Genomic DNA, 24,334 nt, shown 5'->3' with positions numbered 1-24,334 from the left:
CGCAAACACCCTCCCCTTTTATGTTTTATGATGCAAGATAAGCTTCTATGCTCAGGCTGATTACTATGAATAAGTTATTTTGAATTATATAATTCAAAATAACTATACAATGATGGAGGTATTTATAAATGGAACAGTTAAATATGCTTGATGGGCAAATTATTCCTCAAATAGGTTTCGGTACATATAAACTGAACGGTATGCAAGGCGCGCATGCGATTGTAAGTGCGTTAGACCAAGGTTACCGTTTATTAGATACAGCATATAATTATGAAAATGAAGGCACTGTTGGTAAGGCTATTGAAATGAGTAATGTACCGCGAGATCAAATCATTATAACTTCCAAATTACCAGGTCGTTATCAAGATTATGATGCTTCGCTTACTGCAATACAGGAGTCAATATACCGTTTGGGCGTCGAGTATTTGGATTTATATTTAATCCATTGGCCAAATCCGAAACAAGGTAAATATATTGAAGCTTGGCAAGCTATGATTGATGCCCAAAAAGCTGGTTTAGTCAAATCAATTGGTGTCTGTAACTTTTTACCTGAACATATTGAAACACTAGAAAAGGAAACTGGCGTTTTACCAGTCATAAATCAAATTGAGTTACATCCTTATTTCAATCAACGAGAAATGGTTAAGTATAATGCATCAAAAGGCATTGTCACTCAAGCGTGGAGTCCGTTGGGCCGTGCGTCGAATGTTATCAATGATGAAAAGATTACCGAAATTGCTGATAAACATAATAAAACCATACCTCAGGTTATATTAAAATGGCATATACAAAACGGCGTGGTCCCTATTCCAAAATCTACCTCGGTAGCCAGACAATTTCAAAATATTGATATTTTTGATTTTTATTTAGATAGCGATGATTTAGAGAAAATAGATACGCTTACGCGAGAAGATGGTAGACGTAAAGACCAAGATCCTGCTGTATATGAGGAATTTTAAGTTTTTGCTTAATCTTTATATTATTAACGTATAAAAACTTCATATTAAAAAATAGATACATTTACACTTATAAAGTAAAACGTGTGTAAAATAGTTTAATTTTTCAGTAAATTATAAAAACTTTGTAAAAGCGGTTTACAGTACATATAACCGTATGTATAATATGAGTCATAAACAAAAATTAAATAAGTTTTGATGAGGCGCATCAATCATTAGTAAATTTTAGAAGAACCTGTCTGCTAGCAGCTAATTTTGAAAGGGTGAGATGCCGAAACAGTTATAATAGCAGCTTATAACAAGTTGGACTTTATGGTTAAGAGCTAAGAGTCTGTCATTATTTTAAAATAATGGAGTGCATCACTTGTATATAAATTATAGAACAGGTTCGCATTCCGGACTTGTTCTTTTTTATATCATTGTGATTCTCCCCTATTAAATGAGGAGGATATAGAATTGGGAAGAAGTGTTTTGAAATTTGGAGGTTCTTCGGTAAGTGATTTTACAAAAATAAAAAATATAGCCGGAATGTTACAAACGAGAGTTGAAAATGGTGAACAACTCATTGTTGTAGTTAGCGCAATGGGTAAAACCACTGATGAACTCATGGCTAATGTTTCAACGCTTACAACTACACCAAAAGATCAAGAACTCGCATTGTTACTAACTACTGGTGAACAGCAAACCGTATCATATTTATCAATGGTATTAAATGATATTGGCGTCAATGCTAAAGCGATGACAGGTTACCAAGCTGGTATTAAAACAGTTGGCCATCATTTAAAAAGTCGTATTGCAGAAATTGATCCCATCACATTTGAACATGCTTTTGAAAGTAATGATGTATTAGTAATCGCAGGGTTCCAAGGTATCAATGATGAGTTTGAAGTAACGACATTAGGTCGCGGGGGATCAGATACCACGGCTGTCGCTTTAGCTGCTAGTAATCAAACAACCTGTGAAATATATACAGACGTAGACGGCGTATACGCTACTGATCCTAGAGTCTACAGAGACGCAAGGCGACTTGAATACGTTTCGTATGAAGAAATGATGGAAATGAGTGCTTTAGGTGCTGGTGTACTTGAAACAAGAAGTGTTGAACTAGCAAACAATTATAATATCCCCCTATATTTAGGAAGAACTTTATCAAATGTGAAAGGAACATGGATTATGTCACAAGCAGAATTATTAGAAAAAAAAGCAGTTACGGGTGTTGCCTTAGATACACATATGATGCACGTTACTATTAGCCATCCCCTGCCAGATAACAGACTATTAACAGATTTATTTAATCATTTAGAGAATGAATCTGTTAATGTTGATATGATTTCTCAAATAATAAATTTGGAAGGATTGCAAATGTCGTTTACGATTAAAGACACAGATGCAATTCAAATCACACGTATTTTAGAATCATTAAAAGAAAAATTTAATGCGTTAGACTTCAAGATTAATGAAGCATACGTTAAACTTTCATTAATTGGTTCTGGTATGCGTGATATGTCTGGTGTTGCTTCAAAAGCGTTTATCACACTGATCGAAAACGGTATTACCTTTTATCAAACGACAACATCAGAAATTAGTATTTCATGTGTTATAGATTCTGAAAATGGTGAACGTGCCGTTCAAGCACTATACGAAACATTTGATATCTGAATTTTCTTAATATAATCAATTTTAATAAAATAATGAAAATGGAGTGTATGAGATATGACAAAATTAGCAATCGCGGGCGCAACTGGTTTAGTAGGAAGAAAAATGTTAGAAACAATCAATCGCAAAGGCATTTCATTTGATGAATTAGTACTATTTTCATCTGCGCGTTCTGCTGGTGAGAAAATTGAATTTCAAGGCAGCACATATACAGTTAGAGAATTAACAGAAGAAGCTGCAACAGAACATTATGATTATGTGTTAATGAGCGCTGGTGGTAGTACAAGTGCGCATTTCTCCCCTATTTTTGAAAAAGCTGGTGCAATTGTTATTGATAACTCTAGTCATTGGAGAATGGTAGAAGATATTGATTTAATTGTACCTGAAGTTAATGAGCCAATCTTAAATAGAAAAATTATAGCAAATCCAAACTGTTCAACGATTCAATCTGTTGTACCTTTGAAATTATTACAAGAAGCATTTGGATTACAACGCGTAGCATATACAACTTATCAAGCAGTTTCAGGTTCAGGAGTTAAAGGAAGACAAGATTTATCTGAAGGTGCAAATGGTAAAGAACCAGAAGCATATCCGCATCCTATTTATAATAATGTGTTACCACATATTGATACTTTTCTTGAAGACGGGTATACAAAAGAAGAACAAAAAATGATTGATGAAACAAGAAAAATTTTAAAAGATGATGATTTAAAAGTAACAGCGACTTGCGTCCGTGTGCCTGTTCAAGATAGTCACAGTGTGCATATGAGCGTTACGCTAGAAAAAGAAGCTTCAGTACAAGCAATTCAACAACTCTTTGAAAATGATCAACGTGTAGTACTTATTGATAATCCAGAACAGAATGAATACCCATTAGCGATTCACTCTACAGGTAAAGATGAGATATTTGTTGGTAGAATTCGTCGCGACGATTCATTAGACAATACTTTCCATGTTTGGTGTACTTCTGACAACTTATTGAAAGGCGCGGCTTTAAATGCAGTACAAGTGCTTGACCAAGTTATGAGCTTGAAAGGAGTAAAATAATATGGGACATATATTTGAAGGTGTAGGTGTCGCTTTAACAACACCATTTACACATAATGAAATAGACTTAAATGCACTGAGAAGACATTTAAAATATTTATTAGAAAACGATGCAAAATGTATTGTGGTTAATGGCACTACAGCTGAGAATCCAACGTTAACAGACGAAGAAAAAGACCAAGTCTTAGAAGTAGTTGTGAATTATGTAAATGGCCAAGTACCAGTTATTGCTGGTACAGGTACAAACAATACTGAAAAGTCTATACAAGCTTCAGTACGTGCTAGAGAAATTGGTGCAGATGGTATTATGCTTATCACGCCATACTATAATAAAACGAATCAACGCGGTTTAATTGAACACTTTACTACTATTGCTAATGCAGTGAAATTACCAGTCATTTTATATAATGTACCATCACGTACAAATATGACGATTAATCCTGAAACGGTTGAAACTTTGAGTGATAATGAATATATTGTAGCCTTAAAAGACGCTACTAATGATTTTGAATATATGGACGAACTAAAAAAACGTTTAGATCTAAATCATTTTGCTTTATATAGTGGAAATGACGATAATGTCGTTGACTATTTTGATAAAGGTGGTCACGGTGTTATTTCAGTAGCTTCAAATGTAATACCAAACGCATTCCAATCATTATATAATGCTAAGCAAAAGGGAGAAGATATTGAAGTACAATTTCACCCTATTCAAACATTATTAGACGCTTTAGCAATTGATGTTAACCCTATTCCAATTAAGGCCCTCACTGCAGTTGAAGGTTTTGGTAATTATGAAGTACGCCTTCCGCTAGTGAAATTACAAGATGCTGAGCGTGAAACATTAGAACAAGCATATGAACAATTTAAAGCAGGTGACCAAGCATGAAAATCATTTTAATAGGTTATGGTGCCATGAATCAACGCGTGGCCAGATTAGCCGAAGAAAAGGGACATGAAGTTGAAGGTGTAATTGTACGTGATTCATCAAAAACGTATCCTTACCCGACTTTTGAACGTATTTCAGACGCTAAGGATGCAGATGTTGCAATTGATTTCTCAAATCCAGAGTTATTGTTACCATTATTAGATGATGAATTTAAACTACCATTGGTAATTGCAACAACCGGGGAAAAAGAGGAAATCGTTGAAAAATTAAAAGAACTTAGCAGTAAAATGCCAGTATTTTTCAGTGCGAATATGAGTTACGGTGTCCATGCGCTAACTAAAATTTTAGAAGCGGCTGTCCCACTACTTCAAGATTTCGACATTGAACTTACAGAAGCACACCACAATAAGAAAGTAGATGCACCTAGTGGCACATTAGTGAAATTATACGATGTGATCGAGTCATTACGCGATAAAACGACGCCTGTGTATGATAGACATGAAACAAATGCAAAACGTACACAAGATGAAATTGGTATACATTCGGTCCGAGGTGGAACTATTGTGGGGCAACATGATGTTTTATTTGCGGGAACGGATGAAACAATTGAAATCACGCATCGTGCTCAATCAAAAGATATATTTGCTAATGGATCAATAGGCGCAGCAGAAAAATTAATTCATAAATCAAATGATTTTTACACATTTGATAATTTATAATCACTAAGGAGAGAATTAAATTATGGTACAACATTTAACGGCAGAAGAGATTATTCAATATATAAGTGATGCAAAGAAATCGACACCCCTTAAAGTTTATGTGAATGGGCAGTTTGACAATGTAACCTTCCCTGAAAGTTTTAAAGTTTTTGGCGGTTCTGATTCAAAGGTTATCTTTTGTGAAGCGGATGATTGGAAACAGTTTTATGAAAATAATCAATCGAGTATTGATGAATTAGAAATTGAAATGGATCGTCGTAACTCAGCTATCCCATTGAAAGACTTAACAAATACGAATGCACGTATAGAACCCGGTGCATTTATCCGTGAACAAGCTATTATTGAAGATGGTGCAGTTATTATGATGGGTGCGACTATCAATATTGGCGCAGTTGTTGGCGAAGGTACTATGGTAGATATGAATGCTACACTTGGTGGTCGTGCTACTACTGGTAAAAATGTTCATGTTGGTGCTGGTGCAGTATTAGCTGGTGTAATTGAACCACCAAGTGCCTCACCAGTTATAATTGAAGATGATGTGCTTATCGGTGCGAATGCAGTTATTTTGGAAGGTGTTCGTGTTGGTAAAGGATCAATCGTTGCAGCCGGTGCAATTGTGACCCAAGAAGTACCAGCTGGTTCGGTAGTTGCAGGCACACCAGCTAAAGTCATTAAACAAACAAGTGAAGTAGAAGATTCAAAACGTGAAATTGTTTCAGCTTTAAGAAAATTAAATGATTAATAATTGATTTAAATGATAAATAGAAGCTGAAATTAAAATATTTATATAGGAGGTTTATGACGAAATAACATCTAATGATTGATAGACGCATTAATTTATATGTATATATCAATTTATGATGTTCGTCTAACCTCCTCTTTTTTATACATAAAAGTTTAGACGTTGATTTAGTTTTATGTTTAAACAAATTAATAAACTAGAAGGATTTGATTTTAATGAATGAGTTAGAATTTGTAACAACACATAGACGTCATTTGCATCAACATCCAGAATTAAGCCTACAAGAATTTGAAACGACAGACTATATCGCAGCATTTTTAGATAATCTTAGCGTTGAGTATAAGCGCCCTCTTGATACGGGATTAATTGCATACCTTCCAGGTAATGGAAAACATACAATTGCTTATCGCGCAGATATAGATGCGTTACCTATTTTTGAAGAAAATGATGTTCCCTATCGAAGTTTAACTGATAATGTGATGCACGCGTGCGGCCATGATGGACATACAACTGTGTTAATGTTATTTGTTAAACGATGTAAAGCTATGGCAGATCAAGGGACATTGCCTCAAAATATCGTTTTTATTTTCCAACCAGCTGAAGAAACCGGCGGCGGCGCAAACCGTTTAATTCGTGCAGGTGCGTTTGAAAATTACCCTATAGAAGCAGTGTTTGGTATCCATGTTATGCCGTTTGAAGACGAAGGCCATGTTGTAATTCGAGATGAAGAAATTACGGCAAGTGCGACCGAATATCGCTTTTACTTAACTGGCCTGTCTAGCCACGTAGCGGATAAAGAGCAAGGTTATTCAGCTGGAGAAGCCTTACAACATGTATTAAGTCAAGTCGGTCAAATACAGCAATTCCATTTAAATGGATTAAAAAGAAATATTGTGCATATGGGACACTTTGTAGCTGGAGAAGCGATCAATACAGTGCCAAGTAACGGATATTTAGAAGGTACGATAAGAACTTATGACATCAATGATTTAGAATCAGTTAAACAACAAATGAAGACGATTGCTGAAAGTGTCAAATTATTGTTTAATGTAGATTGTGAAGTGAAGTTTGAAGAAGGCTATCCACCTACATATAATGCGCCAAAACTACGCAAGCATGTTGAACATGGCTTAGAAAATGCTGGTTTTACAATTATTGATAAACCGACACCGTATTTATTTGGTGAAGATTTTAGTTTTTATAGTCAACTTGCTCCAAGTTATTTTGTATTTGTTGGTGTGCGAGACGTGTCGAAAGGATATGTAACTGGGTTGCATACCGCTCATTTAAACTTTAATGAACATATGTTGATTAAGATTGCAGATTATTATGAAGCTATTTTAAAATCTTATGGCGAGGTGGAAGCATAATGACAGCAATTTGGTCTGTAGACACTGAAAGATTTTATAATAATGCGCTAAAAGTAATTCAAAATAATCAACTTATGGCAGTTGTAAAAAACAATGCTTATCATTATGGATTGGAATTTGCAGTTAATCAATTTTTAGAAGCAGGCATCAACACGTTTAGTACAACTTCTTTAAGAGAAGCTATACGTATACGACAATTAGCGCCAAACGCAACTATATTTTTAATGAATGCTGTATATGAATTTGATAAAGTACGTGATAACCAAATTCAAATGACATTGCCATCTTTAGCATTTTATTATCAGCATTTAGAAGATTTAAAAGGTATTGAAGTTCATTTAGAATATGAAAATTTATTACATCGCTCTGGTTTGAAAACCATTGATGAAATAAGAGAAGTACTCATTCACCATCGTAATGATAAAAGTAATGAGAAAGTGCACATTACAGGTTTATGGACGCATTTTGGTTATGCAGATGAATTTGACGTGCCTGAATATGATATAGAACGTAAAGCGTGGTTAACAGTTGTTAAAAACTTGTTAGATGAAGGTTATCAATTTGATATGATACATGCGCAAAATAGTGCAAGTTATTATAGAGAACATGGTGTTTTTGAAAATCATACACACGCTCGTGTGGGTATAGCATTATACGGTTCAAGACCTTATGCTACAATTGATGAAAAATCCATTGAACAAGCTTTGACTGTAAAAGGCAATGTCATTCAAGTACGTGAAGTAAATGAAGGTGATTATTGTGGTTACAGCTTTGCATTTGAAGCTACGCACAATCATACACAATTAGCAGTAGTTGATATTGGCTATGGAGATGGTATCCTTAAATCGAGGGCCAAACATGAGGCGCTTATCAATGGCAAACGTTATCCCATTCGTGCACTGATGATGAGTCATATGTTTGTTGAAGTAGATCATCATGTTCATGCACAGGATGAAGTATTATTATATAATAATGATATTCGCATTGATGAATTTACGTTTAAAGGTGTTGGCGCGAATTCTGAACAGTTAAGCGCAATGAATCATGACTCACTAATAAAGGAGTATAGATAAATTATGGCAGTAGAATATAATAGTTATGGCGAGCTTACAATGGGAGGCACTAGTCTTAAAACAATAGCACAGAGTTTTGGCACCCCCACTATCGTTTATGATGAAAATCAAATTAGGGCACAAATGCAACGATTTCATCAAGCCTTTCAAAAAAGTAATTTAAAATACAGTATTTCATATGCTTCTAAAGCGTTTACTTGTTTACAAATGGTGAAATTAGTCCAAGAAGAAGGCCTTGAACTTGATGTAGTTTCTGAGGGAGAGTTATATACAGCTTTAGAGGCTGGTTTCGATCCCCAGCATATTCATTTTCATGGTAATAATAAGACAAAGCATGAAATTCAATACGCGTTAGAAAGTAAAGTAGGATATATTGTGATTGACGCTTTAGAAGAAATTGAACTGATTGATAAATATGCAAGTGAAACAGTAAATGTAGTATTACGGTTAAACCCAGGTGTTGAAGCACATACACATGAATTTATTCAAACTGGGCAAGAAGATAGTAAATTTGGTTTATCAATCAAACATGGTTTAGCGATTCAAGGCGTTGAAAAAGTAATAAACTCAAAACACTTGAAGTTAAAAGGTGTCCATTTCCATGTAGGTTCACAAATTGAAGGTACAGAAGCTATGATTGAAACTGCTAAAATTGTAATTCAATGGTTGAAAGAAAATGATATAAAAGTTGAACTGATTAACTTAGGTGGAGGGTTTAGCATTAAGTATGTTGAAGGAGATGTAAGTTTCCCTATTGAAACCGGTATAACTGAGATTACTGATGCTATTAAACAATTTTCTACGCAGTTTGACTACCCACTCCCAGAAATTGGAATCGAACCAGGAAGATCTATTGTTGGTGAAGCAGGTATAACGCTATATGAAGTAGGTACAATTAAAAACATCCCCGATGTTAATAAATATGTGTCTGTAGATGGTGGTATGAGCGACCATATTCGTACAGCGTTATACGATGCTCAGTATGAAGCTTTGTTAATTAATAGAAATGACCCGAAAGATGAGACTGTAACCATTGCAGGTAAACTTTGTGAATCTGGAGATATTATTATTAAAGATGCCCAATTACCTAGCACAGTAAAACGTGGGGATTATTTAGCTATCTTATCTACAGGTGCATACCACTACTCAATGGCTTCAAATTATAACCAAATGCAAAAGCCCTCAGTATTCTTCTTGAAAGATAGTAAAGCAAGAGAAGTCATTAAACGTCAATCTTTAAGACAATTAATTATAAATGATACTAAATAAATTAAAAAAGTGGTTCTATCCCCTACTTTAGGTTGATGGAACCACTTTTCATTTAGTTTATACTGATATGAAATAATATGTATTATGTATACAATAAGCCACCGTAATTAAATATAACGGCTATTCATAGAAGAGGACATACATTAAGCCCCCTAGCTCATCGCAAGAAGGCTATAAAAAAAAGAACCTTTAACAAGGTTCTTTGATAAGTCAATATTGCAATCTATATTATAGTTTTACAACGTTTGCAGCTTGAGGACCGCGGTCGCCTTCAACTACTTCAAATTCAACTGATTGACCTTCTTCTAATGATTTGTAACCCTCTTGGTTAATAGCTGAGAAGTGTACGAATACGTCGTTTTCTCCTTCAACTTCGATAAAACCGAATCCTTTTTCAGCGTTAAACCATTTTACTGTACCTTGTTTCATAAATGTGAAACCTCCAAGACTAATATTCATTCAATATGCATTATTCGCATATTACAAAAAATACAATTTCACAGTCTAAATCTGTTTTACAATATTCTTTGCAATATGGAATAAAACAATTGCTTGACTCATATTATAAGCTATTTTAACTAAAAATGCAATGCAATTGTGAAAAAACTATTTCTTAAATAATAGGTAATTTATAATAAACTTCATTATTATTTAAAACAATATAACTATAAAAAATCTGTAAATCTTCATCACAATCTTCACAAAAACCTAATTCACAATTATTATAAAATGCATGAATATTGTATTTGCCAACTAAATAATTATCGTAAAACTGCTTACTATTTCCTATTATTGATTGGTAGTAACTTAACATTTCTTCATAATTATCAAAATGATATTGTTCGACGATATGATCAGTCCAGTCACTAAATAACCACCAGCCTTCATAATCAGCTCGAATCTTTGCAACTGTCCACATGTAAATTACACCCTTTCATCTTTAACTTAAAAAATACCAGTATTGTATACGGTACTTATAGTATCATCATTATTTTAGAATGATTAAATTTATTTTATTAGAACTCACTTGTTCACACGCATTACATATATGTATTGTATATAAAAAATAAGTCTTATTGTCGTTATGCTTATTATATTTGATTAATAGCTATGTATAATATTTTAAATGTATCATGAACAAAATCAAGTTATCTGTTTCATACTTTTGGCCGATAGACAATTACTATCCAAACAAAAATATTAGTTTTGTAAGTTAAAATTTCGTATAATGATAATAAGAGGTGATTATATGCAATGCAAACATATTAAAGTATTTGGTATAGTGCAAGGTGTCGGTTTTCGCTATTATACTGAAAAGATAGCTAGAAAATATAATATTGTAGGTACTGTACAAAACGTATCTGATTATGTAGACATTTACGCCCAAGGCGATAAAAATTCGTTAACATCGTTTACCAATGCTGTAATTGAGGGTGCTTCACCTGCTTCTCATATAGAAGATTATGAGATTGAAGAAATTGAAACTAACCCATCATGGAAAAATTTTAGAACATTATAAACATTATAAAGGAAGATGAAGTTTGAGATACAATATTTCGCGTATTTACGGGGCCATTATTGCTTTTCCAATAGCTGTTATCGCATGGATTGCTAGTGTATTTGCATTAGACGTATATTTTATTTTTGATTTTCTTATTTCTGCGGTAGCGTTTGTAGCGTTCTACTTCCCTACTCAACGTTTAACTTCTAGAAAATATTTAAAAGAAATTGGCTTATCACGTAGAGATTATCATTTTATCAATAGTCAGTTAAATAACGCTCAAGATAAAATAAGAAGAATTTTAAAATCTTTTGTTAATGTAAGATCAATTAAAGATTTTAAGCAAGTCAATGAAATATATCGGATCACACGAGCTATATATTATGCAGTTAAACAACAGCCACGAACGTTTTTCAAAGTAGAGAGTTTCTTTTACTCTCATATCGATAATGCATTGAATTTAATTGAAGCCTATACGAGATTATCAAAGTCACCAAAAAAGTCTGAAGAAGAAAAACAAAAGTTAGCACAAACGCGTATTACTCTAGATGAAGTTAAACGTACTTTAGTAGCAGACTTAAAAAGAATCAACGAAGAAGATTATAGTCAATTAGATATAGAACTGGAATTGAACAAAATTGAACAAAAAAGACATAAATAATATACACGATGAAATGGAGAGGAATTAAATGGTTAGAGAACAAGACTTTTTAAATTCGCATCCATTGGATAAATATATTGATGAACAGACAACAAATGAATCAGAGATTATCAACAGCACAAAACAATACTCTCAAGAAGATCAGCAGAAAATTGACAAATTGAGTGAACAAATAAAACCAATGGATAATGATACTTTATTAAACTATGGTACAGCTGCACAATCCAATATGTCTCAATTTTCACATCGTATTTTAAACGAAGTGAAGACAACGGATGTAGGGCCTGTAGGTGAATCATTAAATGGATTGATGAGTAAGCTTAAATCTGTTAATCCTGATGAATTAAATCCGGAAAATCAGTCTAAGTTAAAACGTATTTTTAGACGCACTAAAGCTTCGGTTAATGAAATATTCTCTAAAATGCAATCAGTAGGTTCACAAATTGATCGTATCTCTATCGAATTAGATAAGCATAAAAATAATTTAAATAAAGACATAGAGATGCTCGATGAATTATATAATTTAAATAAAGATTACTTTGATGAATTAACCCTATATATTGAAGCAGCTAAAAGAAAACAACATTTATTACAACAAGAAGGAGTACCTAAACTAAGGTCACAAGCTGAATCAACTAATAATCAAATGGATGTTCAAGCAGTATCAGATATGGAACAGTTCGTTGATAGATTAGATAAACGTATTTATGATTTACAATTATCAAGACAAATTGCTATTCAAACTGCACCACAAATTCGAATGATACAAAACGTGAACCACGCACTAGCTGAAAAGATTCAAAGTTCAATTTTAACAAGCATCCCATTATGGAAAAATCAGATGTCGATTGCTTTAACACTTATGAGACAACGTAATGCAGTTTCAGCACAAAAAGCAGTTACTGATACAACAAATGATTTATTACTCAAAAATTCAGAGTTATTAAAACAAAACGCTGTTGCTACAGCTACAGAAAATGAGCGCGGTGTCGTAGATATTGAAACATTAAAAACGACACAACAAGATATTATTGACACGATTGAGCAAACATTACAAATTCAAGAACAAGGTCGTAACAAACGCAAACAAGCTGAAACTGAGTTAAATGAGTTAGAAACAGAAATGAAAAACCAATTACTTGATATGAAAAACAACAAATAAATATTACGTAAAAAATGAACGTGATATAAATATGTAGACAACTTACAAATAAAACGAGATTGAGATTATCTTTTTTCTAAGACATACCTCAGAAAAAGTATTTCTATCAAAAACTTGGCATAAGAATATTTTTAAATAACCCCTCTACTGCTTGTATTATAAAGGAGGCCAAGACATTATTTTGTCTCGGCCTCCTATTTGATTTAACTATTCTTTTTCATAAACTATTGTTTGTTGGTTTTTAAGCATTAAAGATACGAGATAGCCAATGATTGTTGTGATAACAGCTATTGGGAACCATTCTAATGAATAATCTTTTAATGGTAAACTATCAATAATATTTATGTTAATCCAACCTTGTGTGTGAATAACGCTTAAGATTGAAACGATTGCCACCACTGCCACAGGGATTTGTTGCGCAATTGGTTTTGTTGGTACAAAACGTGCAATCAATATTAATAACACGGATGTAATTGCAATTGGATATACAATGCTTAACACAGGAACAGACATTGTAATAACTGAATTCAATCCTTGGTTAGCTAAAATAAAACTAATTAACGTAAAGATGATTACATAAAGTTTATATGAAATTTTTGGGAATATTCTATTGAAATACTCTGAAACAGATACAATCAACCCACAGGCAGTTGTTAAACATGCAAGTGCGACGATAATACCTAATAAGTATTTACCAAAAGTTCCAAATCCCGTACTAGCCATTGTCGTTAATAAATAAGTACCAATATTTTGATCATTCGCAGTTAAACTAGCTATTTTCTCTTGCGGTACTGCCATGTGGTTACCTATAAAGCCTAAGGAAATATAAATAAACATAAGTGCAATTGCAGCGATAATACCTGCTAAAAGTGTTTGTTTGAAAATTTGGTTAGCATGCGAGATACCAGTTGATTTGACTGCATTAACTACAATCATAGAAAAGGCAATTGCTGCAATGGCATCCATAGTTAAGTAACCATTTGTAAATCCTTGAGAAAACCCAGAAAAATTAGATGTGAAAGCTTCAGCAGATTGACTATGTGCATTACTACCGTAATCGACAAATCCTTTAATAATCATTGCTAATATGGTAATCAGTAATAATGGTGTAAGTAATGAACCGATACGGTTAATCATTTTATTTGGATTAATACATAAATATAATACGATTAAAAAGTAAATAACTGTAAATATCAATAGAGCTAATGCACTATTTGTATGAGTAATCGGCGTAATAGTCATTTCAAACGACGTTGATGCGGTACGAGGTATCGCAAAAAGTGGCCCTATCGTCAAATAAATAATGATTAAAAATATTACTGAAAATTTGGGTGAAATTTTATTTAAAGAACCGATATATCCTTGTTTGTCTAAAGCACCAACTACTACTCCTAATAGAGGTAAACCAATTCCCGTTAAAGCAAATGCTAAAATTGCAGGCCAAAAATATTGACCGCTATCTAAACCTAAATTCGGTGGGAATATAAGGTTACCAGCACCAAAGAACATAGCAAACAAAGTAAACCCTATAATCCATGTATTTTTATTCATAAATTGTTCTCCTTCTTGCCTATAAAATAATATTTACTATTCTATCACGATTTATGAGAAGTAGTCTATATAAAATTCAGAATATTTAAATTTATGTTCGATATAATAAAAAAAGTACGTTTTAAAATGATTTTAATAATAATTTTTTAAGCAATGGTGCAAGATGACTCGGTAGGTTTTCTACACCTTCTACGAAAATTGCATAGTTTCCATAAATATTATGAATTGTTTCTTCAATATCTTCAGTAATAGGATCTTGGCTTAAAAATACATTAAACACCTCAATACCCATTTTACGAGCGGTTTCCACAGCTTCATAAGTGTCGAGTATCCCGTCTTGACTATAGTTATAAGCAGATGGTTCACCATCTGAGAATACAATTAAGAAGCGTTGGTTATGAGATCTACGCATTAATCTTTCGCTCCCAATTCTAATAGCCACACCATCTCTATTGTCATCTTGAGGTTCTAATGCCATAATCCGTGGACCATCTTGTGTCATTATAGAATGGTCATATGAAATAATTTCATCAATAATATTAGGTTGTTTTGAATCGTCGGCGTCAAAAGCATCTTCATTAAAAGCTAGAATTTCATGTTTCACATTTAACGATTTCAAAGTTTCGTGAAATAATACAACGCCTTTAATTGTTTCTGACATTTTATCTTGCATACTTGCTGAAGCGTCAACTAATAATGTGAACGTGGCGTCAAAGGTTTGACTTAAATCTTGTTTTTTATAGAAAAGTTTATATTGATCGTCGATAAACCAATTTAATAAGTTTTTTTGGAGCCACCCTTTAGTTAAATTGCGACGTTCATCTTGGCATTCTCTATCTATTGTTTTTTTTATGATTTGTGTTAAATCTTTTGTCTCAAATTGGACTTCTTTTTCAACATTATTATACAAATCTTTATATTCTGGTAAAATATCTGGGACATTCCATTTAATTTCTACATTTTCATTAATGCCTTTTAAAACAAAGGCAGAATTATTCCCTACGGAACCACCTTCATCACTTTCGATATGATTAGACGAACCTTTACCTTTTTTAGTTTGCATATCCGTCATATCATCACTCGTATCACCTTCTCGAGCTGTATCATTATCTCCTAGGACGTCACTATTTTCCCCTTCATGTAGTTCCATTTCTAAATAAGCACCGCCTTGCGACGAACTATCTTGATAATTTGATTCAATTTCTTCACTTACGACGTCATCCTCGGGGTTTTCATTAGAAGCTTTATCCGTATTACTCGCGTCAGTTCGTTTTAAATCTTCAAAATTAAGATTATGGATAGATTCGTATACCTTTTTAGGTAAATGATAATATTCGTTTAACATGTCTTCTTTTAATATATCATCGATTTGGAACATTATACGTTCAGCTAAATACATATTATCTTCTGATGAATTGTTATAGAAAAAATTGGGTAGATATTGGTACATGTTTGTTAAAATGTCATCTATTTCTGGGCTGATTTGAGGTATGTCGTAAAAATTTTCTGTTAAAAATGATGTTTCCAAATATAAGAATAGTAAATCTGTAAATGTTGCTTTTGTCTTATAGACATTAATTTGAGTGTGCGTGTAGTTTAGTCTGATTTGGTTACGTAATTGTATAGCAGATTGAGTAGATGGACGAAGTTTAACTATTTGATTTAACACACGTTTATCTTCTAATAATTTAAATAGCTGTTGGTAAAATTTAGGATGGTTAAATGTGTGATTATGAATTACTTCGTTGACAATAGATTCATCCATCATTTGGTAACCATAAGCAGCAAGCATTACATCTGTTTTAAGGCCGTTAGTTTCAATGTCTTTACTTCTATGGGACCAAAAAGAACTTGTAATTAACATATTATTGATTGGATCGTAATATGGGAATTTTTGAATTTTAACTTGTGTCTGTTCATTTTTTAACAATAATCGAGCTAAATCTTGAAGCATCATGACTTGTTTAGCATCTAGCTGTTCATCATTAAATAATATAAAACGATCGCTCATAAATATCCCTCACTAAAAATTTAATTCAACTGCGTTTAAAATAGCTTGTTGTTCACGTTCATCTTCTAATTTATCAATAATTGTTCGTTTAATAGCACGTTCAATAGGCATCACAGTTGCTAAATCACTTAAATCAATTAAAGCACGAATACTAGCCGCTTCCTCAGAAATCTGTCCTTGCTTTGTCATCGTGCGTAAATCTGCATTAAATTTAATAATATTTTGTATAGTAGCATCGTCTGATAATTGACTTTGATTTTTGATTACATCACTTAAAATATCACCGTCAATATAATCAACTTGAATGACTACGAAACGGTTTTTGAGTGCTTCATTCATTGGTAACGTCCCGATATATCCTTCATTGATAGCAGCAATTACATTAAATCCTGGTGCTGCATTTACGACTTCTCCAGTGAATGGGTTTGTTAATTTTCTACGGTAGTCTAGCACACCGTTTAAAATGGGTAATGTCTCTGGTTTCGCCATATTTATTTCATCTATATATAGAATATGTCCTTCTTTCATAGCTTTAATGACTGGGCCATCAATAAATACGATTTCCTGTGTGCCGTTTTCATTTGTTTGGATTGTTTTAAATCCTAATAAACTTTCTGCATCTAAATCTACTGAACAATTGACTTGGTGCATAGGACGATTGAGCGTTTCTCCTAAAGTTTCGGCAAGTTTTGTCTTACCTGAACCTGTTGGTCCCTTCAAAAGAATGTTTTTATTCAATCTCATTAATGATTTTGCATCATTAAAAACAGTTTCGTCTCTGTTTATATATTGTGAATTTGTCATGGTTTAATACTCCTTTTAAAAATAAATAATTCATCAAAATTTATATCATTAAAAATAGACTGGGGCTTAAATAACGGTTTATATTTTCGCCCTAGTCCTATTCAAATCATCCATATTTAAAGTTTCGTTCTATATTTAGTACATGTGAAACACATTAAATTAAACTTCTTTAAAATAAGTTTTAAAATAGCCGCCAACAAGACCAGAATTATCGACAATTTGATAGTATTCTTCAGTTTCGTTTATTACATCATATTGTTTTCCTACTGTTAGCATATCAGCTACAGTGAATTTTTGTGCGTCTGTATGAATAACTTCTATTTTTTTGATTGGTGTATTATCTTTCCAAGTTTCGTGTAACATATATAAAATCCTCTCTTTACTATTATGAAATTTCTAACGTTAAGATGAAGGTGATACCACTTTTTTCAGTAATACGTACCGATCTTTCTCCATCTTGGTCTAACGTTTGGTAAGGAATCCCTATAGATTCAAGTTGTTCTATAGTGTGTTGAAATTGAGACTTAGATTCAGTACCAAATTCAATTTGTTCTAATATACCATGTTCAGGCATTTTTATTTCATCTGGTGAAGCATGGATATGTAACTCGCCACCTAGACCGCCATCTCCTATACGAAATACTTGCATATTGAACTCAGCATTATCACTAGATACGTATTCAGCAAAATGTTCTAAACCAAAGACTTTTGTCAGAATGGATTGTGTCAATGCGAAATCATTAACTTTTATCATAACTGGCCCTAGACCTTGTATTTGATGCAACGGATTTACATTACTTTCAAAAGCAGGCATACCTAATGGCGTTCCTGTATTATGTTCATTGGAATAAATATTAAATGTTTGACTATTTTGGTCTTGGAAATTGAAACACTTGTGACCATTTAAGTCTGTAGTTTCCCCATGAGTAATTTGGTTTTTTTCTAAAATAGATTGATATTCTTCAATTCCTTCATCGCTGGGTACTCTTAAACCAATGTTTTCAATATGATTATTACTGTTAATATAGTTCGGCACTTCTACAAAATGTATACGTGTACCGGAATTTAATTCGGCATCACCAAAACGCAAGGCTTGTCCTTTATTTGCCACGTTTAGTCCAAGTATACCTGAAAATAATGCTTTGGTTTTTACTAAATCATTTGTCCCTGTAGTAACACTTCTAAGACCATTCATTATATTAACCCCTTTATTCATATCTTTTCAATATATTATAACTTATTTTGCGATTTATTTGTATGATGAAGTATTTGATTGCATAACTATTTACAAAATTGTAATTTTTAGACATTGGAGGAATAGAAGAAATGTATTAATATGGATATATATTAGGAATTATTATTTTTATTCGCAAATAATATAATATTATTTTACAAATAAGGAGGTTTTAATATGGTTGGTACATGGATTTTATTTGGTATCACAGTGCTCATTGCAGTGTATTCTGGAATTACTTTCTTTTCAAATATAAATAATAAAGCAAAACAGCAAAAAGCAAGTAAAGAAAGTATTAAGAAAAATAATATTTACGGTGTCGTTTTCCTAGTATTTTTAGTTCTAGCAATCATTGAATTATTTGTATTTATTGCATAGTTAGATTTAATAGAAGTAGCGGTGCATCATTTTAAATTATTATATACGGTATATTTAACAAAAATAGAAGTAATGAACAAATTTATAGTGCTTATTTCTATTTTTGTTTTTATGATGTATTAACTGAATCGCATTAGTCGTTTAAATTTTGTACAAAAAGTGAGATAGAATTCATTAGAACTTCTATCTCACTTTTTGCTTATCTTTATTTATATAACGTTTATACACTTTCGAATTGTATTGTTTCATTTGTTTGAGAAGATTTTTGTATCGCATCGATGATTGCAATAGACGGTAATGCATCTTTAACGTTTATATAATTTTGCGTATTCTCGAAAATACAATCATAGAATTGATTAATTAAAGTGTCATGACTTGGTCCGTAATAGGATTTTGTACCCGATGCTTTTTTATCTTCAATGATTTGAGTTTTATAACCTGCTTCATTTACACGTGTTAGTATATTATCTTTAATAGTGCATTTTTCATTTTCAAAAATAACTTGGAGTTCAATGCTTGAGTTACCGACATTAGCATTGGTAGCAAAAAACATGCCGTTTGCGTTGTTTTCAAACTTAATGTGAGCAGAAGCAGTATCTTCCACTTCTATATTATAATCCAATAATTGTGATGTGCTGCCTTTAATTGATTTAACTTTGCCACAGAGTAATTGCATTAAATCCAACGTGTGTATCGCCTGATTAATCAATACGCCCCCGCCAGCAGTTTTCATACTACCTCGCCATGGTTTGTCAGTATAATAAGACTCAGGACGAAACCATGTAACTAACCCTTTAATGCCGATTATCTCACCATACGTTTTGCTTTGAACAATTCTCTGTAAAGTTTGGAAAGTCTCGTTATATCGATTTTGAAAACATACACATATTTTCGTATCAGGATTTTTTTGTTCTAATTGTATTAATTCTAAACCTTCTTTTGCGTTGAGGGATAATGGCTTTTCTTGCAATACATGTATCCCTTTTTCTACACAAGCTGTTGTCACAGGCAAATGCAAATAATGAGGTAAACAAATATGTACACAATCTAAATTTTCTTGCTCTAACATTTGATATAAATCTGTGTAGAAATGCGCATTTGGAACTTTAACTTGTAAAGTTGTATCTATATCACATGCAGCAGTTAGTTCGACATGAGGATTAGCTTCAATCACATTTAAGTGTACAGTTGAAATATCACCTAAGCCTATTATTCCAATTTTTAACATAATACCAGCTCCATATGTTTATCTTTGTTCTGATTGTTCGTTTTGAATTTGAGCGTGTAACGCATTTTTAAACGCTTCAGGATCTACGGGGACGGCTACTTCTTGACCTGTCCAACTAGATAAATAAATGGCATTTACTAAATTGACGCCGTTGATACCATCGCTACCTGGCGCAATCAATGGTGTATTATCCTTAATGTTTGCAGCGAAATTTTCTAATACATTTATATGTTGTTCACCCCATACACTATCAAATTCAAATATTTCTTGGTCGTAAATATTTTCGAATCCACTGCCTTGGAATATTTTAGATGCTTCTTGCCATGTCATATTTTGATTCATTTCTGTTTCGGATTCTTTTAAACGCGTTAAAGTAATCTTTTTACTATCTTCTACTAAAATTTTTCCTTTATCGCCAGTAATTTCTAAACGGTCTGTACCAATAACATCATGGGTGCATGTAATAAATACGCCGGTTGCCCCATTACCATAGTCTAAAATGGTAGTAACATCATCATCTACACTCAATTCGCGTTGGTAACCATATTTAATATTTGAAAATACAGATTTTGGCATACCACATAACCATTGGAGTAAGTCTATTTGGTGGGGAGCTTGGTTTACTAATACACCGCCACCTTCTTCTGACCATGTAGCTCTCCATGAACTTTGATCATAATAAGCTTGCGGGCGCCACCAAGTCGTTATGATCCAATTAGTACGTCGGATATTACCTATTTCACCAGTATCAATCAGTGTTTTCACTTTTTGATATAGCGGATTTGTTCGTTGATTAAAAAATATACCAAATGTTAAATGCGGTTTTGAGGATGCTAATTCGCTAACCTCTTTTACTTTTTCAGCATATATATCAGCTGGTTTTTCTAAAAGTGCATGGATATCTCTTTCTAAAGCTTCTGTACCTATCTCTGTGTGTAAATAGTGAGGGACAGTAGTAACAACAGCGTCAATGCTTCCACTTTCTAACATATCAATATAATTTTCATAAAAAGGCACATTTGGGTAGTTTTCTTCTACTATATTTTGCTTTTCAGAATCAATATCACAAATCGCCCCTATTTCTAATTGTGGAATTTTACCTTCGTTTATAAATCCTGCGTAAGTACTTCCTTGTGCTCCAAAACCAATGATACCTAAACGAACTTTTTCCATTATACATTCCCCTTTTTATTAATATTTGCTAATATTTGTAATAAAGCTTCGTATTGCATTTTATATCCTTCCGCCCCATCTTTTGCGACAGAATTTTGAATTGTTTCAGTTGAATGTTCTAATTCTAAATCTTTAATTGAATCAAAAACAACGAGATGAGGTTCAAGCGTTAAGAATCCTTTGTAACCAGCTTTAAATATTTGAGTTAAAATACTTTCTATTTGCCCATCTCCTGTGCCACATAATACATTCACATTATCTTTGTATACTGCATCTTTTATATGGATGTATTCAATATAATCTGACAGTAATTCGTAGCATGCTTGTGTATTTTCTCCACATTGTACAAAATTTGCAAAATCAAATATGGCTTTGAAATGAGTCGAGCCAACTTCGTCAAAAATAAGCTTGCATCGACGCGCAATATCACCGAAAATATCTTTTTCATTTTCATGTAACAGGATAACGTTGTATTGTTCTGCAATTTCCGCAAATTGTTTTAACTTTTCGATAACACTATCTTTGTATTTATCGAAATCTTCATTTCTCGGTATATAAAAGCTAAAGATTCTAATATATCGACAATTGAGCAATTGGCTTATTTCACACAATGTTTTCAGTTGTGCTAATTGCTCTTGAAACTCTGTCTCATCATCCACATAAATTTTACCAATAGGAGAACCGATTGATGATACACCTATATCCCATTTACTTAAGCGTGGTAATACGTCGTTTTTTATCATATCTACTGAATATTTACTGATATTTTTATCATCTATACCTCTTAATGATATATAATGCATCCCTAACTTGTTTACCGTTTTTAATTGTGTATTCAAATCTGATGATATCTCATCTGAAAACCCTGAAATTGCTATATTTTCAAGCATGGAATCAACTCCTTGTTTTTGTTTGTTAGCGCTTACATTAATGTTAGTGTTAAGTACGAATTAACTTTAAATTGTGTTGAAAGTTTTAAAACCAAGATTGATAACCTAAGTCATTTAAGTGGTCACGACTTATAGTTAAACAATCGTATGGATCTGCGCCATATAGTTCATCTTGCTCTACAAAGAAATATTCGCTTCCACTTTCACGGCCGACTTCAATAATCTCTTTAAGCGGTAATGTACCTTGTCCTAATTCAGCGAATTGAGTAATCATATGTAGCATATAATATACCTTTTCATTTCCTTCTCCTGGATATTGAGACATATCTATTTCACCAATACGGTAATCTTTAAGATGTATTGCACGAATCCGGTTTGCATAATTAGGTATAACTTCAATAGGGTTTAACCCTGCACGCCAAATCCAATGCACGTCTAATTCAAACCCTAAATAGTGTGTATGGTCTCGCATTAAATCAAGCATAAATTGGCCGTCATATTGAACAAATTCCAAATTATGTGCATGATAATATAGATCAATGCCCTCTTCTTTTAATCTTTTCGCATAAGAATCACATATTTCTGCGAATTCAAGTGTACTTTCTTTTGTCCCCATATAATTGATTGGAAGCATACCAATTCTTAATATAGAACAATCTACAGCTTTACAATCTGCTACAATTTTATCAAAGTCATTTTTCAACGTATCTCCAGGATATTTTTGATCTTCTGAGATATCCTCTACGCCACATGACATTGCGGCTATATTCATGCCAAAATCATTTATAGCTTGTCTCATTTCTTCAATATTCTGAGTATTCATTTCAATTTGAGATATTTCTACAGCATTATAGCCTAAATTGCTAACTTTCTTTAACACATTGTATAATCCTTCTTCTTGTACTTTTTGTTTGAGCATCATCATTTGAACGCCAATTTGATTTGTTGTCATTTTTATCCTTCCTTCTTAAAAATATTAATGTTTAAATGCTATAATATAATTATAATTTGAGTGAAAATTAACAACATTGTAAATAAGGGAAAAAAGTATGTTTTTTGAGTAGGAGGAATTTCAAATGAAAAATAGAGGGAATTTTGAGCATCAATTTGATACGGTATCTTTACCATTTGATGGCGAATATGCTGCATGGCATAAAATTAGTGACGGTCATTTTGGGAATGAATTACATTATCACGATCATTATGAAATATTTTTTTCATTATCTGGAAATATGCGCTATACCATAGAAGGAGAATCATTTAATTTAGATGTTGGGTCGATGCTGATTATTCCACCGTTTGAATTTCATCGTTTAGATGAACAAATGGATGGCCACGCTGAACGTATTGGATTAAGGTTTGATGCAAATATATTAAATGAACTTTCTGTTGAGAACTGTGATTTAAGTATTTGTTTTAATAAACGATCTTCGAAATTCAAAAATTTATTACAATTATCTGAATCGCAGAAAAGAGAATTATATTATTTATTACAGGGCTTAATCAACGAGCAAGATAATGATGCTTTTGGCAAAAATTTAGCAGGTAAATCGTTGCTAACACAGTTTTTAATTATCCTCAATAGAGTTGCTATAGAAAATGAGCATACATCTGATAATGTTGATGACCCTTCTACTCATTTAGTGAGACAAGTGTTAGATTATATGGAATTGAATTATAATAAAGAAATTTCACTGGAACATCTTGAAAATAAATTTTTTGTAAGTCGTCATAAAATCACACAACAGTTTACTAAATTAGTTGGTTATCCACCTTATCGGTATTTATTGAATTTGCGTTTACAGAACGCACAACGAATGTTAAAAGATGGGGGGAATCCACAACAGGTAGCAATATGCTGTGGATTTACAGACTATTCTAACTTTTACAGAAGATTTAAACATTCTTATGGTTGCAGCCCAAGGGACTATCTGCAGCAGTATAGTTATAGTGAAAAAATGAAAAATCAATTAAACATATATAAAACGAGCAAGTAAAGGATAAAGTCCGTATAATTGTG

General features: G+C 32.6%; 25 protein-coding genes and 1 riboswitch. Of the genes, 14 read left to right on the top strand and 11 right to left on the bottom strand.

Going from position 1 to position 24,334, the window contains the following annotated elements:
- Positions 1-128 precede the first annotated feature (128 nt).
- The 9 genes from KA900_RS02300 (at position 129) to lysA (ending at position 9,721) form a co-directional block, all read left to right on the top strand.
- Complete coding sequence (locus KA900_RS02300) at positions 129-959, top strand: aldo/keto reductase (protein WP_096809790.1); 831 nt, start codon at positions 129-131, stop codon at positions 957-959.
- 187 nt (positions 960-1,146) lie between these two features.
- Positions 1,147-1,325, top strand: a riboswitch (Lysine riboswitch).
- Between the two features lie 87 nt (positions 1,326-1,412).
- On the top strand, positions 1,413-2,615 hold the full coding sequence (locus KA900_RS02295; protein ID WP_096809788.1) for an aspartate kinase: 1,203 nt from the start codon (positions 1,413-1,415) through the stop codon (positions 2,613-2,615).
- A gap of 54 nt (positions 2,616-2,669) precedes the next feature.
- Positions 2,670-3,659 carry an aspartate-semialdehyde dehydrogenase gene (locus KA900_RS02290; protein ID WP_096809786.1) on the top strand — a complete coding sequence of 330 codons (990 nt, stop codon included), beginning with the start codon at positions 2,670-2,672 and terminating at the stop codon, positions 3,657-3,659.
- Between the two features lies 1 nt (position 3,660).
- The gene (gene dapA, locus KA900_RS02285) at positions 3,661-4,548 is read left to right on the top strand and encodes a 4-hydroxy-tetrahydrodipicolinate synthase (protein ID WP_096809784.1); all 888 of its coding nucleotides are present in this window, start codon (positions 3,661-3,663) and stop codon (positions 4,546-4,548) included.
- Positions 4,545-5,267: a 4-hydroxy-tetrahydrodipicolinate reductase gene (gene dapB, locus KA900_RS02280; protein WP_115342167.1), complete on the top strand. Its 723-nt coding sequence runs from the start codon at positions 4,545-4,547 to the stop codon at positions 5,265-5,267. The genes dapA and dapB overlap by 4 nt, the downstream gene beginning before the upstream one ends.
- 22 nt (positions 5,268-5,289) lie before the next feature.
- Positions 5,290-6,009 carry a 2,3,4,5-tetrahydropyridine-2,6-dicarboxylate N-acetyltransferase gene (gene dapD, locus KA900_RS02275; protein ID WP_103373469.1) on the top strand — a complete coding sequence of 240 codons (720 nt, stop codon included), beginning with the start codon at positions 5,290-5,292 and terminating at the stop codon, positions 6,007-6,009.
- Between the two features lie 215 nt (positions 6,010-6,224).
- On the top strand, positions 6,225-7,379 hold the full coding sequence (locus tag KA900_RS02270; RefSeq protein WP_115342166.1) for an amidohydrolase: 1,155 nt from the start codon (positions 6,225-6,227) through the stop codon (positions 7,377-7,379).
- Complete coding sequence (locus KA900_RS02265) at positions 7,379-8,452, top strand: alanine racemase (protein WP_096809774.1); 1,074 nt, start codon at positions 7,379-7,381, stop codon at positions 8,450-8,452. Before KA900_RS02270 ends, KA900_RS02265 begins: the two co-directional genes overlap by 1 nt.
- Before the next feature lie 3 nt (positions 8,453-8,455).
- Positions 8,456-9,721 carry a diaminopimelate decarboxylase gene (gene lysA, locus KA900_RS02260; RefSeq protein ID WP_096809772.1) on the top strand — a complete coding sequence of 422 codons (1,266 nt, stop codon included), beginning with the start codon at positions 8,456-8,458 and terminating at the stop codon, positions 9,719-9,721.
- 228 nt (positions 9,722-9,949) lie between these two features.
- Here lysA and cspA read toward each other — a convergent pair whose 3' ends face one another.
- Together cspA and msaA are read right to left on the bottom strand one after the other, a co-directional pair.
- Complete coding sequence (gene cspA, locus KA900_RS02255) at positions 9,950-10,150, bottom strand: cold shock protein CspA (RefSeq protein ID WP_001831260.1); 201 nt, start codon at positions 10,148-10,150, stop codon at positions 9,950-9,952.
- 184 nt (positions 10,151-10,334) lie between these two features.
- The gene (msaA, locus tag KA900_RS02250) at positions 10,335-10,640 is read right to left on the bottom strand and encodes a regulatory protein MsaA (protein ID WP_096809771.1); all 306 of its coding nucleotides are present in this window, start codon (positions 10,638-10,640) and stop codon (positions 10,335-10,337) included.
- 330 nt (positions 10,641-10,970) lie between these two features.
- Here msaA and KA900_RS02245 point away from each other — a divergent pair, with 330 nt between their 5' ends.
- From KA900_RS02245 to KA900_RS02235, 3 genes are read left to right on the top strand one after another with little or no spacing between them, the layout of a single operon-like run.
- Positions 10,971-11,240 (top strand): acylphosphatase, encoded by a 270-nt coding sequence (locus KA900_RS02245; RefSeq protein ID WP_096809768.1) that lies wholly within the window; start codon positions 10,971-10,973, stop codon positions 11,238-11,240.
- A gap of 22 nt (positions 11,241-11,262) precedes the next feature.
- Positions 11,263-11,883 carry a 5-bromo-4-chloroindolyl phosphate hydrolysis family protein gene (locus tag KA900_RS02240; protein WP_115342165.1) on the top strand — a complete coding sequence of 207 codons (621 nt, stop codon included), beginning with the start codon at positions 11,263-11,265 and terminating at the stop codon, positions 11,881-11,883.
- A gap of 28 nt (positions 11,884-11,911) precedes the next feature.
- On the top strand, positions 11,912-13,045 hold the full coding sequence (locus KA900_RS02235) for a toxic anion resistance protein (protein ID WP_210139278.1): 1,134 nt from the start codon (positions 11,912-11,914) through the stop codon (positions 13,043-13,045).
- A 207-nt stretch (positions 13,046-13,252) separates the two neighbouring features.
- Here KA900_RS02235 and brnQ3 read toward each other — a convergent pair whose 3' ends face one another.
- From brnQ3 to KA900_RS02210, 5 genes are all read right to left on the bottom strand, one after another.
- Positions 13,253-14,596 (bottom strand): branched-chain amino acid-like transporter carrier protein BrnQ3, encoded by a 1,344-nt coding sequence (gene brnQ3 / locus KA900_RS02230; protein ID WP_210139277.1) that lies wholly within the window; start codon positions 14,594-14,596, stop codon positions 13,253-13,255.
- 121 nt (positions 14,597-14,717) lie between these two features.
- Complete coding sequence (locus KA900_RS02225; protein ID WP_210139276.1) at positions 14,718-16,607, bottom strand: vWA domain-containing protein; 1,890 nt, start codon at positions 16,605-16,607, stop codon at positions 14,718-14,720.
- A 12-nt stretch (positions 16,608-16,619) separates the two neighbouring features.
- Complete coding sequence (locus tag KA900_RS02220; RefSeq protein WP_096809759.1) at positions 16,620-17,411, bottom strand: ATP-binding protein; 792 nt, start codon at positions 17,409-17,411, stop codon at positions 16,620-16,622.
- 159 nt (positions 17,412-17,570) lie between these two features.
- Entirely contained in the window at positions 17,571-17,774 is a 204-nt protein-coding gene (locus KA900_RS02215; protein ID WP_096809755.1) for a DUF6501 family protein, read from the bottom strand.
- A 22-nt stretch (positions 17,775-17,796) separates the two neighbouring features.
- On the bottom strand, positions 17,797-18,606 hold the full coding sequence (locus tag KA900_RS02210; RefSeq protein ID WP_096809753.1) for a VOC family protein: 810 nt from the start codon (positions 18,604-18,606) through the stop codon (positions 17,797-17,799).
- A gap of 216 nt (positions 18,607-18,822) precedes the next feature.
- Between KA900_RS02210 and KA900_RS02205 the strand changes: the two genes are divergently transcribed.
- Entirely contained in the window at positions 18,823-19,023 is a 201-nt protein-coding gene (locus KA900_RS02205) for a Mid2-like cell wall stress sensor domain protein (protein ID WP_096809751.1), read from the top strand.
- 220 nt (positions 19,024-19,243) lie between these two features.
- Here KA900_RS02205 and KA900_RS02200 read toward each other — a convergent pair whose 3' ends face one another.
- The 4 genes from KA900_RS02200 to KA900_RS02185 all read right to left on the bottom strand — a co-directional run bounded on the left by KA900_RS02200 (position 19,244) and on the right by KA900_RS02185 (position 23,266).
- A complete protein-coding gene (locus KA900_RS02200) occupies positions 19,244-20,251 on the bottom strand; it encodes a Gfo/Idh/MocA family protein (RefSeq protein WP_096809749.1) in 1,008 nt (335 codons plus the stop codon).
- Between the two features lie 18 nt (positions 20,252-20,269).
- Positions 20,270-21,424 carry a Gfo/Idh/MocA family protein gene (locus KA900_RS02195; protein ID WP_115342162.1) on the bottom strand — a complete coding sequence of 385 codons (1,155 nt, stop codon included), beginning with the start codon at positions 21,422-21,424 and terminating at the stop codon, positions 20,270-20,272.
- Positions 21,424-22,314 carry a sugar phosphate isomerase/epimerase family protein gene (locus KA900_RS02190; RefSeq protein WP_115342161.1) on the bottom strand — a complete coding sequence of 297 codons (891 nt, stop codon included), beginning with the start codon at positions 22,312-22,314 and terminating at the stop codon, positions 21,424-21,426. Before KA900_RS02190 ends, KA900_RS02195 begins: the two co-directional genes overlap by 1 nt.
- Before the next feature lie 85 nt (positions 22,315-22,399).
- Positions 22,400-23,266 carry a sugar phosphate isomerase/epimerase family protein gene (locus KA900_RS02185; RefSeq protein WP_115342160.1) on the bottom strand — a complete coding sequence of 289 codons (867 nt, stop codon included), beginning with the start codon at positions 23,264-23,266 and terminating at the stop codon, positions 22,400-22,402.
- Between the two features lie 124 nt (positions 23,267-23,390).
- Here KA900_RS02185 and KA900_RS02180 point away from each other — a divergent pair, with 124 nt between their 5' ends.
- Entirely contained in the window at positions 23,391-24,311 is a 921-nt protein-coding gene (locus KA900_RS02180) for an AraC family transcriptional regulator (protein ID WP_115342159.1), read from the top strand.
- Positions 24,312-24,334: the final 23 nt, after the last annotated feature.

Origin of the sequence: Staphylococcus sp. GDY8P120P (genome assembly GCF_017892065.1) — a bacterium.
In the GTDB taxonomy this organism is placed as follows: Bacteria; Bacillota; Bacilli; order Staphylococcales; family Staphylococcaceae; genus Staphylococcus; species Staphylococcus nepalensis.
Note: the sequence above shows the minus strand (reverse complement) of the source record. Positions and strands in the feature narration are given on the sequence as shown.